At 73.2% G+C, this 16,689-nt stretch carries 11 protein-coding genes and 2 pseudogenes; 4 read left to right on the top strand and 9 right to left on the bottom strand.

Annotated features, from left to right (window positions below):
- The coding region (locus ABT245_RS33060; protein WP_351740844.1) for an RICIN domain-containing protein at positions 1 to 734 on the top strand (734 nt) is incomplete at its 5' end.
- An 86-nt stretch (positions 735 to 820) separates the two neighbouring features.
- Here ABT245_RS33060 and ABT245_RS46275 read toward each other — a convergent pair.
- Positions 821 to 951, bottom strand: a pseudogene (locus ABT245_RS46275) (alpha-hydroxy-acid oxidizing protein); the annotation flags it as partial.
- Positions 952 to 1,166: 215 nt separating this feature from the next.
- Positions 1,167 to 1,730 carry an ATP-binding transcription factor AbmR gene (abmR, locus tag ABT245_RS33055; RefSeq protein ID WP_351740842.1) on the bottom strand — a complete coding sequence of 188 codons (564 nt, stop codon included), beginning with the start codon at positions 1,728 to 1,730 and terminating at the stop codon, positions 1,167 to 1,169.
- Positions 1,731 to 2,055: 325 nt separating this feature from the next.
- Here abmR and ABT245_RS33050 point away from each other — a divergent pair, with 325 nt between their 5' ends.
- On the top strand, positions 2,056 to 2,490 hold the full coding sequence (locus ABT245_RS33050) for a subtilase-type protease inhibitor (RefSeq protein WP_351740840.1): 435 nt from the start codon (positions 2,056 to 2,058) through the stop codon (positions 2,488 to 2,490).
- Positions 2,491 to 3,076: 586 nt separating this feature from the next.
- On the opposite strand, the gene ABT245_RS33045 is transcribed toward ABT245_RS33050, so the two are convergent.
- Positions 3,077 to 4,579 (bottom strand): MFS transporter, encoded by a 1,503-nt coding sequence (locus ABT245_RS33045; protein WP_351740837.1) that lies wholly within the window; start codon positions 4,577 to 4,579, stop codon positions 3,077 to 3,079.
- Positions 4,580 to 4,825: 246 nt separating this feature from the next.
- Here ABT245_RS33045 and ABT245_RS33040 point away from each other — a divergent pair, with 246 nt between their 5' ends.
- The gene (locus ABT245_RS33040) at positions 4,826 to 5,353 is read left to right on the top strand and encodes an SRPBCC family protein (protein ID WP_351740834.1); all 528 of its coding nucleotides are present in this window, start codon (positions 4,826 to 4,828) and stop codon (positions 5,351 to 5,353) included.
- 4 nt (positions 5,354 to 5,357) lie between these two features.
- Here ABT245_RS33040 and ABT245_RS33035 read toward each other — a convergent pair whose 3' ends face one another.
- The 5 genes and pseudogenes from ABT245_RS33035 to ABT245_RS33015 form a co-directional block, all read right to left on the bottom strand.
- A complete protein-coding gene (locus ABT245_RS33035; protein ID WP_351740832.1) occupies positions 5,358 to 8,183 on the bottom strand; it encodes an NHLP bacteriocin export ABC transporter permease/ATPase subunit in 2,826 nt (941 codons plus the stop codon).
- Position 8,184: 1 nt separating this feature from the next.
- A complete protein-coding gene (locus ABT245_RS33030; protein ID WP_351740829.1) occupies positions 8,185 to 10,407 on the bottom strand; it encodes an NHLP family bacteriocin export ABC transporter peptidase/permease/ATPase subunit in 2,223 nt (740 codons plus the stop codon).
- On the bottom strand, positions 10,404 to 11,207 hold the full coding sequence (locus ABT245_RS33025; protein WP_351740826.1) for an HlyD family efflux transporter periplasmic adaptor subunit: 804 nt from the start codon (positions 11,205 to 11,207) through the stop codon (positions 10,404 to 10,406). Before ABT245_RS33025 ends, ABT245_RS33030 begins: the two co-directional genes overlap by 4 nt.
- A 106-nt stretch (positions 11,208 to 11,313) precedes the next feature.
- Entirely contained in the window at positions 11,314 to 11,529 is a 216-nt protein-coding gene (locus ABT245_RS33020) for a type A2 lantipeptide (RefSeq protein WP_351740824.1), read from the bottom strand.
- Positions 11,530 to 11,990: 461 nt separating this feature from the next.
- Positions 11,991 to 12,394 (bottom strand): annotated as a pseudogene (locus tag ABT245_RS33015) (thioesterase); the annotation flags it as partial.
- A 186-nt stretch (positions 12,395 to 12,580) separates the two neighbouring features.
- Between ABT245_RS33015 and ABT245_RS33010 the strand changes: the two are divergent.
- Positions 12,581 to 13,981 (top strand): S1 family peptidase, encoded by a 1,401-nt coding sequence (locus tag ABT245_RS33010; RefSeq protein WP_351740821.1) that lies wholly within the window; start codon positions 12,581 to 12,583, stop codon positions 13,979 to 13,981.
- Positions 13,982 to 14,066: 85 nt separating this feature from the next.
- Here the strand turns inward: ABT245_RS33010 and ABT245_RS33005 are convergent, their stop codons facing one another.
- Complete coding sequence (locus tag ABT245_RS33005) at positions 14,067 to 16,232, bottom strand: PP2C family protein-serine/threonine phosphatase (RefSeq protein WP_351740818.1); 2,166 nt, start codon at positions 16,230 to 16,232, stop codon at positions 14,067 to 14,069.
- Positions 16,233 to 16,689 lie beyond the last annotated feature (457 nt).

The raw sequence follows: 16,689 nt of genomic DNA, 5'->3' as shown, positions 1-16,689 counted from the left end.
ACCGGATACCGGCGCCCGCGCGGCGCGCCGCCCGGCTGGCGAGCCGGTCGCCGAGGACCCTGCTCACCGGCGTCGGTATCGCCGGGGTCGGGCTGCTCGCCGGCGTGCTCGCGGTCGCCCTGTGGCCGGACGGCGGCGACGGCTCCGAACCGGTCGCCTCCACCAGCGCCTCCGGTGCCCGGGGCACACTGCCGGGCCGGGACGCCGCGTCCCCGCCCACGTCGTCCGCCCCGTCAAGGCCCGGCGCGCTCGGCCAGACCCGGCTGCGCAACGCGGCGGCCGACCTGTGCCTCGACATCAAGGGCAGGCCGCGGGCCGGGGCCGGTGTCGTCCTCGCGGCGTGCTCCCCGGCGTGGAGTCAGCAGTGGACGTACGACAACGACGGGCTGCTGCGCAGCGCGGCCGACGCCGGGCTGTGCCTGGACTCGCACGCGGACGCCGGCGTGGTCATCCTCGGCTCCTGCGCCCCGGCCACGGGCGCGCGGGGCGCCGATGTGCGCTACGACCTCACCGTCCAGGGCGAGTTGCTGCCCCGCTGGGACGAGACCCTGGCGCTCGCCCCGAGCGCCGCCGACCCGGCCGCCGACCTCGTCGTCAAGGTCCGTGACGGCTCCGACGGCCAGCGCTGGCTCACCGATCCGCCCTCGGCCACCCCCGGCTCCCTGTCGATCACCGGCACCGGCGCCCCCACGGCCCGTCCGGCCCGACTGCCGGACCGGCCCGCCGTGGACTAGGGCGACCGGCGGGCGCGCACGCCCCCGGCGGACTTCTGGTCCGCCGGGGCAACGGCCGTCTTCCGCGACGGTCGTGAGCGAGCCGGTCAGGCGGGGGGTTCGACGAGGTCGGCGGCGCCGAGCGTGCCGGGCGTGGCATGGCCGGGCAGGGGAGGGTCAGGTCGAACTCCGCGAGCAGGCAGCGGATCACACCCTCGACGCCCGGCTGCCCGTCCAGGTCGGCCGATCGGTGGGCAGCCGGGGCGCGGCCCCCGTCATTTCGTTCAGATGGATCTCGTACTGGAAGTCGGCCCAGTGCCGCGCCATCCGTCCACCCCGCCTCTCGTCGCCTCGCGTCGCCGAACCCGCGTCATGCCGACGATGCTCGCGGGTAACGGCCGGTTTCAGTCGGTTCCGGCCATCCGGCTCCGGCCGCTGTTCGGCGCGGACGTCTCATCCTTCGTCCGTGTCGGCGCCGGGCGCACCGTGCACCTCCTCGGCGTCGGGTCCCTGCGCCCGCACCCGCTGGACGTGCTCCAGCGACGCGCGCAGTTCGGTGAGCCAGTCGTCGGTGTGACGCTGGACCAGGCGCACGCACCAGGCGAGGGCGTCGCTGCGGCTGCGGGCCACGCCCGCGGCGATGAGGGTGTCGAGGACCTGCCGCTCGGGTTGCCGCAGCCGGGTCATCACCGGCGCGGCGACATGGGTGAACAGGGCCCGCCGGCCGCCGCACTCCACGCCCCAGGACACCTTCCTGCCGAACCGGTGCTCGGCCTCGCCGGCCACCGCCACCCGGGCCTCGCGGGTGCGTTCCCGGAACTCCTGGATGCGGCCCGCTGCGGCCGCCGCCCGTTCGGCGTCCGCGGTGCCCTCGGCGAGCCGGGGCTCGGGGATGCGTCCGATGACGGTGATCTCCTCGCGGTCGGCGGTCACCTCGACCAGTTCCGTGAAGAGATCCTCGGGGACGCGGCCGGCGAACCAGCCGCGCAGCTTCTCCAGCTGTTCTTCCGTAATCATGAATGACGTTTACTCCGCCCGGTTGCGAACGCAAGGGCCCGACGGAGAGGTCCGCCCAGAGCGGAAAACCGGAATGTTTCAGGCCGATTGCGGGGGCACCCCAATCCGGCCAGCCGGACGCGGACGCCGATCAAGGACCGCCGGGTTACTGGCCCGCACGGCCTCCACCCCGTCACTTCCCGCCACTGATTCAATACGCAAGGTTACTGAAAGTCATGGGTCGGATGTGAGTTCCGGCGGCGGACTCGGCAGACTCGCGCTCGCCGTCGCGGCACCCGACCGGGCCGGACGGCACCTCGTCGAATCGAGCGGAAGGATGCACACAATGCGGAACACCGCGCGCCGGGCAGTGACCCTCGGCCTCACGGCCGTCGCCGTCTGCGGAACCCTGACCGGGACCGCCGTCGCCTCTCCCGGCCCCACCCCGTCGTCGCTGTACGCACCCTCGGCCCTGGTGCTCACCGTCGGCCGTGGCGACAGCGCGGCCCTTGCCGCCCCGGAGCGGGCCGTCACCCTCTCCTGTGCCCCGGCACCGTCCGGCAGCCACCCGGCCGCGGCCCTGGCCTGCGCCGAACTGCGGCTCGCCGACGGTGACTTCGAAGCCCTGACGCGGCGCGAGGACGTGGTGTGCACCAGGGAGTACGACCCGGTGGTCGTCACGGCCGAGGGCGTCTGGCAGGGCCTACGCGTCTCCTACGAGCGCACCTTCGCCAACGCGTGCGTGAAGAACGCCCACGGGGTCGGCGTCTTCGCGTTCTGAGAGACCGGGATCGCCGCCCGCCGCGCCCGCCGGAGCGGGCCCGCGCACGGGGAGCGCGGACTCCGAAGTGCGGCCCGGCGATCCCGCCCCGGGGCCGGCGGCCGGTGTGGGGCCGCCCGCCGCCCCCGGGACCATCTGAGAGACCAGGGCCGCCGCTGGCCGTGCCAGGGAATTGGGCTCGCGCGCAGGGGGCGTGGGTTTCGGAGCACGGCCCGGTGGTCCCGCCCCGGGGGTGGCGGGCGGTGTGGGGCTGTCCGCCACCCCCGGGACCTCATGACCCACGGGATGCCTCCGTCGGTCTGCGTCGGGGTGTTGTCGGACGGTGGTCCCTTGGCCTGGGGGTCGGTCAGTGTGCTGAGAGACGGGGGTCGTCGGCCGCCGGGGCCCGCGCTCGGGGAGCGTGGGGCCCGGAGCGCGGCCCGGTGATTCCGCCGCGGGGTGGCGGATGGTGTGGGGCTGTCCGCTGTCCCCTGGGTCATATGAGCCACGGGGTGCCTCTGCCGGACTCTGCTGCGAGGGGCCGCCGGCTCCCTGTGGGCGGTGGCCCCTCGGTCCGGGGGTCGGTCAGTGCTGCTGTGGAGGGTGGTCACATGTGGACGACCGGTGTCGCCGTGGCGTCCTGCTGGGGCGTTCCGCGGCGGAACATGACCAGCGCGATGAGCGCGCCCGCGGCGAAGAGGCCCGCCGACCACCAGAACGCGGTGGTGTAGCTCTCGATGGTCGCCTGTGCCTGGACCACCTTGCTGGTGGCGTCCCGGCCGGCCAGATAGTCGGTGGCGGCGCTCGCGGCGAGCGTGTTCAGCAGGGCCGTACCGATCGAACCGCCCACCTGCTGCATGGCGTTGACGGTCGCCGAGGCCACGCCCGCGTCCTCGGCGGCGACCCCGCCGGTGGCCAGCTGCATGGCGGGCGGCATGACCAGGCCGAGGCCCGCACCGGTCACGATCAGCTGCGGCAGCACCGTGGAGGTGTAGGCGGAGCCGATGCCGATGCCGGTCAGCCAGGCCATGCCCACGGCGGCGACGGCGAAGCCCGCGGAGATGACGGCCTTGGGCCCGATCCGGGGCAGCAGCACCGTGGAGCCGACCTGGGCGGCCACCATCAGGGCGCCCACCATCGGCAGGAACGCCACACCCGTCTTCGTCGGGCTGAAGCCGAGGTTGAGCTGCAGGTAGTAGGTGAGGAAGAGGAACACACCGAACATGCCCGCGCCGGTGATCAGCACCGAGATGAAGGAGGCGGCCCGGCCACGGTCGAGCAGGATGCGCAGCGGCAGCAGCGGGTGCGCGGCCCGGGTCTGCCACCAGGCGAACGCGGCCAGCAGCAGACCGCCCGCTATCAGGAAGCCCCAGGTCAGCGGCGAGCCCCAGTCGTGTGTCTCGGCGTTGGAGAAGCCGTAGACCATGGAGAAGAGACCGGTGGCGACCAGGATCGTGCCCGGCACGTCGAGCTTGGAGTTCGCGGCGTCCCGGTGGTTGGTCAGCAGCATGGAGCCGCCGACGAAGGCGATCACCGCGATGGCCACGTTGACGTACAGCGTCCAGCGCCAGTCGAGCGCGTCCGTGAGGACACCGCCGAGCAGCAGCCCGACGGCACCGCCGGCTCCGGCGATGGCGCCGTACACACTGAACGCCCGGGCCCGTTCCCGGGCGTCGGTGAACGTGGTGTTCAGCAGCGACAGCGCGGCCGGCGCGAGCAGCGCGCCGAAGGCACCCTGGAGGGCGCGCGCGGTGACCAGCATGGCGAAGCCGTTCGCGGCGCCGCCGAGCGCGGAGACGGCGGCGAAGCCGACGACGCCGACGAGAAAGGCCGGCTTGCGGCCGAACAGGTCGGCGATGCGCCCGCCGAGCAGCAGCAGCGAGGCGAAGGCCAGCGCGTACGCGGTGACGATCCACTGCCGGTTGCCGTCGGAGAAGCCGAGGTCCGCCTGTGCGGACGGCAGCGCTATGTTCACGATCGTGGCGTCGAGCACCACCATCAGCTGAGCGACGGCGACGATCGCGAGGATCCACCAGCGCCGTGCGGATGACGTCGCGGGCGGCGCCGCGGCGCCCGTGACAGCGTCGTCGGGCAGGGCTTTCTGGGGCATCGGGAACCACTCCGGGAAAGTCGCGGGGCTTGGGTAAAGAAGGGTTAAACGAAACTGTTTCGTACACCTGGAGCATAGACCACCGTGTGCGAAACGGTAAAGTTTCGCTGGCTCGTCGCCCTCCTTGCGAAGCGCCCACGGCCGGTAGGGGAGATCGTGGAGGCGTGTGGTCCGAGCCCTGGGCCGCCGGCTCGGCGAGGCGTCGCACGACAGCACGCAACCCTCCAGCCCGAAGGACTGATCCCCATGTCCGTCCAACTCACCGGAACCTATGTGACCTTGGACGACGGTCGCCCCGCCGTCCGCTTCAGCCGCACCTACGACCACCCCGTCGACCGCGTCTGGCGGTTCGTGACCGAGCCCCGGGACATGGCCCAGTGGTTCCCGTCCCACGCCGAGATTGACCCACGGCCCGGCGGCACCATCCGCTTCAGCGGCGATCCGCACCTGCCGGAGTCCACCGGCCGGGTGCTCGCCGTCGACCCGCCCCGGCACCTCTCCTTCGACTGGGGCGGCGACGAACTGCGCTTCGACCTGGCGGAGATCGCCGGCCGGCGCACCCGGTTCACCCTCACCGACGTCATCGGCGAGCGGAACGCGGCCGCCCGCAACGCCGCGGGCTGGGAGGTGTGTCTCGCCGCCCTGGACGCGATGGCCCGCGGCGAAGCCTTCACCGGGCCGCACGCCGGCGCCGACGCGCCCTGGAAGGAGTACTACGCCGGCTACCTCGCCGCCGGCCTGCCCTCCGGCGCGCCCGTGCCCGGCCTGGAGTGACCCCTCACGCCAGCTGCCGCCGCACCAGCTCGTGCAGCCGCCCCCCGGTGTCGGCCAACAACTCGGCGGGCGGGCCCTGCTGGGTGATCCGGCCGTCCTCCATCACGACGATCCGGTCCGCGTCCAGCACCGTCGACAGCCGATGGGCGATCACGATCCGGGTGGCGTTCAGCTTGCGCGTGCTCTCGATGACCGTGCGCTGGGTGTCATTGTCCAGGGCGCTGGTCGCCTCGTCGAAGAACAGGATGCGCGGGCGCCGGATCAGGGCCTGGGCGATCATCAGCCGCTGCCGCTGACCGCCGGAGACCGCGCCGCCGCCGGAGACGATCGTGTGCAGGCCCATCGGCATCCGCTCGATGTCCTCGGCGAGCCCCGCCAGCTCGGCCGCCGCCATCGCCTCCTTCGGGGTGTACGGCTCGGCACCGCAGATGACGTCCAGGATCGACCCGGTGAACGGCTGGGCGTGCTGGAGGACCACCCCGCACTGGCGGCGCACGGCCGACCGGTCGAGCGCCGCCAGGTCCTGCCCGTCGTACAGCACACTGCCCGAGACCGGCCGGTCGAACCCGATCAGCAGCCTCAGCAGGGTGGACTTGCCGCAACCGCTCGGGCCGACGATCGCCACGAACTCGCCCGGCCGCACCTCGAAGGACACATCGTCGAGGACCAGCGGCCCGTCGTCGGCGTACCGGAAGGAGAGCCGACGGGCCTCCAGGGCACCCGACAGCGGGCCCGGCCGGGTGCTCGCCGAGCGCACCTCGGGTATCTCCTCGAAGACCGGCTTGATCTGCTCGAACAGGGGCAGCGCGGCCACCGCCGAGACGAAGGAGCCGGTCAGCTGGGTGACCGAGGTGAGCACCATCGTCACCGAGGTGTTGAAGGTGAGGAAGTCCGCCGCCGACATCGTGCCCTGCGCCGGGCCCGCCAGCAGCATGAACATCAGCAGCGTGCACGCCGGCAGATAGACCGCGCCCAGCACCGTCGTGAGGTTCTTGATCCGGCCGGCCCTCTGCTGGAGTTCCCGGCTGCGCGCGAACTCCCGCGCCCAGGCGGCGTACGCGTAGTTCTCGGCCGCCGCCACCCGCAGCTTGGGCAGGCCGCGCAGGGTCTGGAACGCCTGGTTGTTCAGCTTGTTGCCGAGCACCACCAGCCGCCGCTGCCAGCGCACCTGCCACAGCCCGAGCCCCAGGAACACGGCCGCGACGACGACCAGCATGCCGAGCGCCGCCAAAGCCATCGACGGGCTGTACCAGAACAGCAGGCCCAGGTTCATCGCACCGACGGTCACCGACTGCGCGACCACCGGGCCGACGCCCGCCAGCAGCCGGCGGATCGCGCTGACGCCCATCGCGGCGCCGGCCAGTTCACCGGTGGAGCGCTGGGTGAAGAACCGGGTCGGCAACCGCAACAGCCGGTCCCACACGGCCGGTTGGAGCGCGGCCTCGATCCGGCCCTCAAGGCGCAGGATGGACAGGTTCTGCAGCAGCGTGAACGCCGCCGCCACCACACCGCTGACCATCACGGCCAGACAGACCTGGACGATCAGGCCCGTCTGCGCCTTCGGCACATACGCGCCGAGCACCTTGCCGGTCGCGACCGGCACCAGCGCGCCGATGGCCACCGTCACCAGCCCCGCGAGGAGCAGACCGAGCAGGTCGCCGTGGGTGCCGTGCAGGCTGAACCGCAGCAGGCCGAGCGGCGTAAGACCCTTGTCGGGCAGCGGCCGGTAGAACATCACCGCACGCGGCTCGAACTCCTCGGCGTTCGCCTTCTCGACCGGCGTCTCGCGCCCGGTACCGGGATGCACGGCCACATAGCCGCCGCGCCGCCACAGCAGCGCGACCGGCGCCCCGGACAGCGCCCGGTGCCCGACCAGCGGGCCCACGTTCTCCCGCCACCAGCGCCCCTGGAGCCGCACGGTGCGGGTGCGCACCCGGGAGGCGAGGGCCACCCGCTCCACCGGGTCGAGGCGTTCGTTCTCGGTGCCGCCCCGCGCGGGCTCGGCGAGCCTGATCCCGGCCGCCTCGGCGACCAGCTTGCAGGCCGCGTACCCGGCATCCGCGTCGGCGGCCGTGCTCCGGCGCGCCGAGCGCCTGCCGATGGCGGCGAGCAGCGTCCGGTCGGCCTGGGCGCGGACCTCCTCACCGGCCTTGATACCGGCCGCCGCACGGGACTCATGGGTGCGCTCCACCTGCTCGATCCAGCGGTCCAGCGCGGTCAGCAGCCGGTACTGCTGGTCCACCATGGACTGCCACAGCGCCGGGTCCATCAGCAGATCGGCGGCGGCCTGCGCACCGTAGAGCGAGCCGTACTGGACGCTGCCCGGCGGCACCTGCATCCAGAAGACATCGTCGTCGCCGGGCGGCTGAGAGCGGTCCTCGGCCATCGGGGCCTGGAAGAGGACGGACAGCCCGCGGCCCACGCCGAGCGCGACCGCGTACTCCAGCGGGCTGGTGGCGGGCGGGACGTACTGCGGGGTGCCGTACTCGTCGTACGACCAGGTCTGGGTGTGCGCAGGCTGGTACAGCTCGCGCAGGCCGATGCGGTGCACCACACAGTCCCGCACCGGGCGGGCCACCAGGGTGTGCTGGGGGCCGGTGACCGGGCCGAGCAGCAGCGCGCCCGCCTCCAGCCGGCCGAGGTGGTGCCAGTGGCCCTGCTGGGCGGCGTCCACCGCGAACAGGTCCAGGGCGCCGGCCGCGACCAGCCACAGCACCTGCGGGCCGTCCAGGTCGACGCGGTTGAAGCCGGCGCAGTCCACACGCGTGCCCAGCGAGCCGAGCGCGCCGAGGACGAGATCGCCGTCGTACCCCTCCTGAACCGTGGTCATCTCAGCGCTCCCTGACCAGTGCCGCATAGGTGCCGCCGCGCGCCACCAGTTCCTCGTGCCGTCCGCGCTCGACGACCGTGCCGTGCCGGAGCACCACGATCTCGTCGCTGTCGCGGACCGTGCTCAGCCGGTGTGCGATCACCACGCAGGCACAGCCGCGCCGGCGCAGGTTGTCCATCACGACCAGCTCGGTCTCCGCGTCCAGCGCGCTGGTCACCTCGTCCAGCACCAGGACGCTGGGCCGGCGCACCAACGCCCGTGCGATCTCCAGGCGTTGGCGCTGCCCGCCGGAGAAGTTGTGGCCGTCCTGCTCGACCCTGCCGTGGATGCCGCCCGGCCGGCGCTGCACCATGTCGTACAGCGCCGCGTCCTTCAGCGCCTCCACCACGGCCTCGTCCGGGATCGAGGGGTCCCACAGGGCCACGTTGTCGCGGACCGAGCCCTCGAAGAGGAAGACGTCCTGGTCCACGAAGGAGACCGAGGAGGCCAGCGCGCCGCGCGGAATGTCCTCAAGCCGGCGGCCGTCGATGCGGATCACCCCGTCCCACGGGGTGTACAGGCCCGAGATCAGCCGGGAGACGGTGGACTTGCCGCTGCCGGAGCCGCCCACCAGCGCCACCTGCTGTCCCGGGCCCACGGCCAGGTCGAATCCGTTCAGCAGCGGCTTGTCCAGCGGGCTGTAGCCGAACGTCACATTCTCCAGTTCGACGTGCCCGCGCAGCCGGCGCGTCGAGTCGCCGGAGCCGGGCCGGGCATAGCGCGGATCGGCCTGGAAGTTCTCCACGTCCTTCAGCCGGGCCACGTCCGCCGCGAAGTCCTGGATACGGCCCGCCACCCCGTTGAGCCGGGTCAGCGGAGCCGTGAAACGGGCCACCAGCGCCTGGAACGCGACCAGCAGACCGACCGAGATATGGCCCTCCACCGCCCGCAGACCGCCGATCCACAGGATCAGCGCGCTGTTGAACGTGGCGAGCGTCGGCGCGACCACACCGAGCCACGCGCTCGGCACCCCGAGCCGCTGCTGCTCCTCCAGCGTGGTGGCGTGCTGCCCGGCCCACTTGCGGAAGTAGCCGTCCTCGCCGCCGGTCGCCTTCATCGTCTCGATCAGCTGCAACCCGGTGTACGACGTGGTGGTCAGCCGTGCGGTGTCCGCCCGCAGCTTCGCCGTGCGGGTCGCCCGCAGCTGTACGACCAGCCGCATGGCCGCCACGTTGAGCAGCGCCACCCCGATGCCGACGAACGTCAGCTGCGGGTCGTAGGTGTAGAGCAGCACGGCGTACAGCAGGACCACGACGGCGTCCACGCCCGCCGCCGCCAGGTCGCGGGCGAGGGTCTCGGCGACCTGGTCGTTGGACTGCAGCCGCTGCACCAGGTCGGCGGGGGAGCGCTGGGAGAAGAACGTGACCGGCAGCCGCAGCAGATGGCGCAGGAAACGGGCGCTGGACAGGGTGGAGGAGATGATCCGGCCGTGCAGCAGGTTGGCCTGCTGGAGCCAGGTCAGCACCAGGGTGAGCAGCACACAGGTGGCCATCGAGGCGAACAGCACGCCGAGCAGCGAGGTCTGGCCGCCGATGAGGAACATGTCGATGTAGGTGCGGCTGAGCGCGGGCACGGCCGCGCCGACCGCGACCAGCAGCAGGCTGGCCAGGACGGCGGCGGGCAGGGTGCCCGCGGTGCCGCGCAGCCGGGCCGGCATCGCGCCGAGCACGCCCGGCCGGCGCCCGCCTCTGCTGAAGCCGTCGCCCGGTTCCATCACCAGCACCACGCCGGTGAAGCCGCTGTCGAACTCCTCCATGGGCACGAACCGGCGGCCCTTGCCGGGGTCGTTGATGTACACCCCGCGCCGGCCGAAGCGGCGGCCCATGCCGTCGTAGACGACGTAGTGGTTGAACTCCCAGAACAGGACCGCCGGGGCCGCGACCTGGGCGAGGGCGGCCAGGTCCATCTGCATGCCCTTGGCCGTCAGGCCGTAACCGCGGGCCGCCTTCAGCAGATTGGAGGCGCGGGAGCCGTCACGGGAGACACCGCAGGCGATGCGCAGCTCCTCCAACGGCACATGCCGGCCGTAGTGGCCGAGGACCATCGCAAGGGAGGCGGCGCCACACTCGACGGCCTCCATCTGGAGCACCGTGGGGGTGCGGACCGTGCCGCCACGGGGCTTGGGCACCGGCCGCTTCGCCGGAGCGGCCCGTCGGCGGCCATGGGTTTCCTGTGTCGTGCTCACGGCAGCAGCCAATCGACGGGACGCTGGTCGGCCAGCTTGACCGAGGCGGAGGCGAGGGTCATGGAGTCGAGCCCGAACGGCGGCCCGCCGGCCGTGGACCACCGAAGGCCGCTCTTCGTCGCCGACTTGTCGAGCGTCACCAGGACGGCCACCGGGCGGCCCGCACGGGTGAACTGCTCGCCCAGCTGACTGTCGCCGAGGAACGCCGCGATCGACTGCGCGGACTGGGCGGTGCGGTCCACCGATTTCACCCGGCCGCGCAGCACCCCGTACTCCTGCGTGGGCACCGACGACACGGTCAGGTCGACGGGGGCGTGCGCCGGGATGGCGACGGCGTTCTCGGCGGGCACGTACACCGTCGCGTACAGCGGGTCCGAGGCGTGGGCGACCTTCTCCACGGCGGCGACGTTCGCGCCGGTGCCGATGATCTGCCCGATGGTGGCGGAGAGCGCGGTGACCCGGCCGGGTGCGACCGTGCGCACGACCGAGTCGCCCTTGCCCGTACGGACCTTCAGCACGGGTGCGTCGGCGGGCAGCCGCTCGCCCTGCCGGGCGAGAACGGCGGTGATCTGTCCCGCGACCGGGCTCTGCAGGAGGTAACTGCCCTGCCCGTGCGTGAGGATGGCGGGCGCGTCGAGAGTGGAGGCGACCGAACCGGTCACCGCCCACACGGCGGCGGCCGCCAGCACGACGAGTGTGACGGACAGCGCGAGCCAGCCCTGCGGGCGGGCGAGGCGCACCGGAAGGTCCAGCTCCTGCGGTGACTGGAGCCTGGCGAGGGCCTGTTGGCGGAACTGCACGGAACTTCCCTCACGTGCGAGGCGACTTGGTCACGGCGGAGGACACAATGCCGGAGAGTCCCGGAGCTGATGGACGGCTCCGGGACTCGACGGCAACGAGGTGCGATCAGAGACCGGCGACCAGGCCGGTGACCGGCTGGGTGTTCAGACCGGTGACACCCTCGGCGGTGCCCACGGCGGTGTTGACCAGACCGGAAACCGGAGCGACGCCGTCCACCAGGCCGGTGACGGTGCCGACGGCGTTCAGCAAGAGGCCACCGGAGACGTTGTCCAGCTCGGCGTCGGAGATCTCGGCGGTCTCGACCTGGGGGGTGGAGTTCATATCGGAACTTCCCTTCGTATGGATATTCACAAGGGGGAGAGCGGTCCCCTCTGGGGACGGCCGCGGGCCGCGGGCGCCGGGCGCCCGTCTCCGGGAGCCCCGCAGGGCCCCGCGGTGCGTTGGATCAAAGCACGCACGCGGCTCGCCCTTCCAATCAATCACCGCCCTCACCTGGGCACTTGGGCGGTGGCGGGGCATCTGCGGTGCAGGCGTGCGCACGGCTTGTCGGCGACTCCTTCACATGCGGCACGGCATCGGCGCACACGAACGCTTGCCACCGCCGAGCGGAATCCGGCACTCCGCGCCAAAGACGCGGAAGGGGGCGCACGGTTGTGCAGATGCGCCGCCTCCCGTGACCCGCTTGGGCAATCGATGTGCAGATTCGCTGAACCGGGTATTCCGCCACCCGTTCGGAACGTTCGGTGATCAACTCGGTGCGGAGCGTGTCGGCCGGCTCGGTCCACCAGCGTGTACACCGTGCTCGCCAGGGCCGCGAGCGCGCCCGAGCCCTCGGTCAGCGTGATGTCCGCGAACGCCGTTGGGCGGCCCGGCTCGGTGAGCACCGCCTCGATCAGGACATCCGAACCCGTCACCGCCCGCTGTGAGGACGTCGACCGTCGCACCGTCGTCATCGGCACGAAGGCGCCGCGCGCCGCCGCTACGGCGATCACCGCCGCGGTGCCGGCGGCGGCCGTCAGCGCCTGCCCCGACAGCCCGCCGCCCTCCGGGCCGGCCGCCCCGGCCAGGGCGGACGCGGGGCGGCACGGTCCTCGCCGACCGCCGCCACGGACAGCCCGGGAGCGAGCACCCGGGGCCCGAAGCCGAGGGAGCGGATCTTGTCGGCTTCGGCGGTGGTCATCGCCATATGGGGGAATGGTCCCCGGCCCGCCCGGCGGCACCCACGGCGTGGCCGATTCGCCTGTGCCCACGGCGAGTTGGCCGACGTGATTGAACGCCCCGCACGACCCGTCCGTACCTAGGGCCAGCCAGGCACGCCCCCGATCAACTGCCCGACAGCGGCAGAGACCCCGTCCCCAGGAGGTCGAGAAGGTTGAGTCACAAGCGAATTCCGAAGCGTAAGGCCGCGATCGCGGTGGGTGGTGTCGCGGCGCTCGGTGCCGCGGCCCTGCTGCTGCCCAACGCCAACGCGTCCCAGGACGAGAAGGCGGCCGACGCGGCCCCCAGGACCCTGCGGGCGAACGACGCCTCGGATCTCGCCGCGCAGGTGCGCGGCCTGCTCGGCGACGCCTTCGCCGGCTCCTACTACGACAGCGGCAGCCGGCAACTCGTCGTCAACGTGGCCGGCGGCGACGACAACGCGACGCTCCGGGCGGAGCAGGCTGGCGCGGTCGTCCGCCAGGTCGACAACAGCACCGCCGAACTGACGTCCGCCGCACGGACGCTGCGGACCGAGGCGACCATCCCCGGCACCTCCTGGGCCGTCGACCCGCGGACCAACCGGATCCTGGTCACCGCCGACAGCACGGTCACCGGCGCCAACTGGGACAGGCTGGAGTCGACCGTCCAGGGCCTCGGTTCCGGCATGGCGACCATCAAGAAGTCCGCGGGCACCTTCAAGACCTTCGTCTCGGGCGGCGACGCCATCTTCTCCCAGGTGCAGGGCGGCGCCGTCCGCTGCTCACTCGGTTTCAACGTCACCGCGTCCGACGGCAGCCCCGCCTTTCTGACGGCCGGTCACTGCGGGGTCGCCGCCGAGACCTGGTCCGACTCCGAGACCGGACAGCCGATCGCCACCGTGGACCAGGCCACCTTCCCCGGCGAGGGCGACTTCTCCCTGGTCACCTACGACGACGCCACCACACAGGCGCCCAGCGAGGTCAACGTCGGAGACGGGCAGAGTGTGCAGATCGGCCAGGCCGCCGAGGCCACCGTCGGCCAGGCGGTGCTCCGGATGGGCTCGACGACCGGTCTGAACGACGGCACGGTCACGGGGCTCGACGCGACCGTGAACTTCCAGAGCGAGACCGACCCGAGCGGTGTGGACACCGTCACCGGGCTGATCCAGACGGACGTGTGCGCCGAACCCGGTGACAGCGGCGGACCGCTGTTCACCCAGGACGGCAGCGCGCTCGGCCTCACCTCCGGCGGCAGCGGCGACTGCACCAGCGGCGGGGAGACCTTCTTCCAGCCGGTGACCACCGCACTCCAGGCGACCGGCGCGACACTCGGCGCGGGCGACGCGGGCGCCGGCGACCAGAACGGTGCCGGTGACCAGGCGGGCGGCGACGGGGTCGGCGGGGCGGCAGATCCGTCCGCGTCGGCGGAAGACCCGTCCGGCGCGGGCGACCAGGCGGGCGGCGACCAGGCCGGTGCGGGCGACCAGAGCGGCACCGGCGATCAGAGCGGCAACGGCGACCAGAGCGGCAACGGCACCGGCGATCAGAGCGGCAGCGGGGCGCACTCCGGGGCGTCCCGCTCCAGGACCCACTGATCGGCCTCACCCGCGGTTCCGGCCGACGGTGGACGGCCCGGCCCTCCGGCGGGAGGGCCGGGCCGCGTCGCGCCCCGGCCACGGCTCAGCCGTCCGCACGCGCCCGCAGCAGCAGCACCGCCACGTCGTCGGCCCGTCGGCGCGCCGCCACGCTGTGCCGCACGACCTCGTCGGCCAGGTACTCCAGCGACTGGTTGCCCGCCGTGGCCAGCAGTTCTCCCAGGTCGGCCAGCGCGTCCTCGATGTCGATGCCGGGCGACTCGATCAGGCCGTCGGTGTAGAGGGCCAGCAGCGAGCCGGGAGCGAGCCCGACCTCCGTGGCCGGATACGTCGCCGCCGCGTCGATGCCCAGCAGCGGACCGCCCGCCAGATCCAGGACCCGCACCCGGCCGTCCGGCCGGCGCAGCAGCGGCGGCGGATGCCCCGCCCGCGTCATCACGGCCCGCCCGCGCACCGGGTCGAGCCGCAGATAGAGACAGCTCGCGAACAGCTCGGCCCCCAGGTCGATCAGCAGCCGGTTGGTGCTGCTCATGACCTCCGCGGGCGACTGGCCCCCGGTCGTGAACGCCCGCACCCCGGTACGGATCTGCCCCATCAGCCCGGCCGCGGTCACATTGTGGCCCTGGACGTCCCCGATGACCGCCGCCGCGAACGGCCGGGTCGGCACCAGGTCGTAGAAGTCGCCGCCGATCTCCATGCCCTGAGTGGCCGGCAGATAGCGGGCCGCCGCCTCGATGCCGGGCAGCCGGACCAGCGAGTGCGGCAGCAGGGCCGCCTGCAGCCCGTGCGCCAGCTGGTTCTTGGCGTCGTAGAGCCTGGCCCGCTCCAGGGCCTGCGCGATCAGCCCGCCCAGGCTGGTCAGCACGGCCCGCTCGTCCGCGGGGAAGGCGTGCGGCTGCGCGTAGGCGAGCACACAGGTGCCCACCGGCCGCCCGGACGCGATCAGCGGCAGATAGGCCCAGGCGGCGAAGCCGTCCGGGGCCGCGTGCCGGTTCGGATACAGGTGCTCCAGCTGCTGCCGCGACTCGAAGAAGGCCGGCACCCCGCTCATCAGGACATGCGTTCCGGGCGTGCGTTCCACCAGCGGCAGGCCGTCGAACCGCTCCACGACCTGCGCGTCCGCGTATCCGCGGTGCCCCAGCACATGCAGCCGCCCGCCCTGCGAGCCCAGCAGGACAAGGGCCTGACTGCCCACAGCCGGGCAGATCTCGTCCGCGACGAGCTGCACCACGTCCTGCACACCCACCGCCTCGGTCAGCGCGCCCGCAAGGCTCAGCACCTGCGAGATGGTGACCAGCCGGGACGGGCTCTCGGCGCGCGGCGCGTGCTGCGCCATCTCCGCCACCGCGCGGGCCCGGCCGATGCGCACGCTCAGCCCGGTCGTGCTCGGGTACAGCCGGAAGGACAGCCAGTCGCCCGGCGGGCGCAGCGCCACGAACGAGGTGGTGCGCTGGCTGATCAGCGCCGCCCGGTAGCGGTCCTCGTAGACGGGATCGTTCAGCCAGGGCACCGAGGCCCACAGATGGGTGCCGAGCAGGTCCTCGGCGGCGGCGCCGAGCAGTTCGGCCGCCGCGGCGTTGGCGAAGCCCACCCGGCCGTGCAGGTCCAGCGACACCAGCCCGTACGGCAGCCGGGCCACCATCCGGGCCGCCTCGACGCTTCCCGGCGTGCCCGTCACGTCCGGCACCGGGGTCGCCGGCAGATCGGGCTCGTGCGGCGTGGCGCGGCGCTCCCGCGCGGCCTGCTCCAGGCGTGCCGCGAGCAGGTGGCAGGCCCGCGTCAGATGGTTGCGCTCCCGGTCGGACAGTTCCGGCGGATGCGTCCCCGGCCAGGTCACATACACCGCGCCATAGGTGGCACCGGCGGTGGCCAGGGGCAGCGCGGCCAGCGCGAAAGGATAGGGGAGGACCACGGAGACCCGGGGGTAGCGGCGTGCCATGTCCTCCTCGTCGCCCACCCAGACCAGCCGGCCCTCGCGGACCGCCTCGGACACCGGGATCGGTGCGCTCAGTCCGATCCGCTCCCACGGGGCCGCGAACGCCCGCGGCAGCCCGGCCATCACCGCCATCTCCAGCACGGGCTCGTCCGGGGCCAGCAGATAGACCGCGCCGGAGTGCGCCTCGACCTGCTCCATCATCGCCGCCAGGGCCAGCGACAGCAGCGGCCGGCCGGACCGCGCATCGGCCGCGGTCGGCGGGGGCGTCTGCCGGTCGGACACGGCGACCACCTCCTCGCGCGGTGCGCCGCGCATCCCAGGCACAAGGCTCCCTCGTGGCGGCGCCCGCCGCACGGCGAACACCGCCCACGGCCGGCCCCGGGCCGGTGAAACCCCCGGTTACCACGCCGGCCGGAGGCCACCCGCAGCCCCGGCCGCCGGTGCGGATGCCACCGGGCGCGACGGCGACGAGGGCCGACGGGACCTTGGACCGGGACGGTGACCTCGATGGCGGACGTGTCGACGGCCCGGCCTGACGGCAACGGCGTACGGCGAGCAGACCCCGACGGCGACGGCGATGGCGTACGGCGACGGCTACGGCGTACGGCGAGCAGACCTGGACGGCGACGGCGTACGGCGACGGCGGCCGGGGCGGGCGGGGCGGCGGTCGGCGGTGTGCGAAAGCGCCGGGCCGTACGCCCCCGTATGCACCTGTGCGCCGCCGCCCCTCGGCCGGTCCTGTGAAGCCACGCACCCGCCCTCCACCGGCCCC

Source organism: Streptomyces sp. NPDC001508, from assembly GCF_040298665.1.
Taxonomy (GTDB): Bacteria; Actinomycetota; Actinomycetes; order Streptomycetales; family Streptomycetaceae; genus Streptomyces.
The sequence above is the reverse complement of the archived record's forward strand: the minus strand, read 5'-3'. Positions and strand labels throughout refer to the sequence as shown.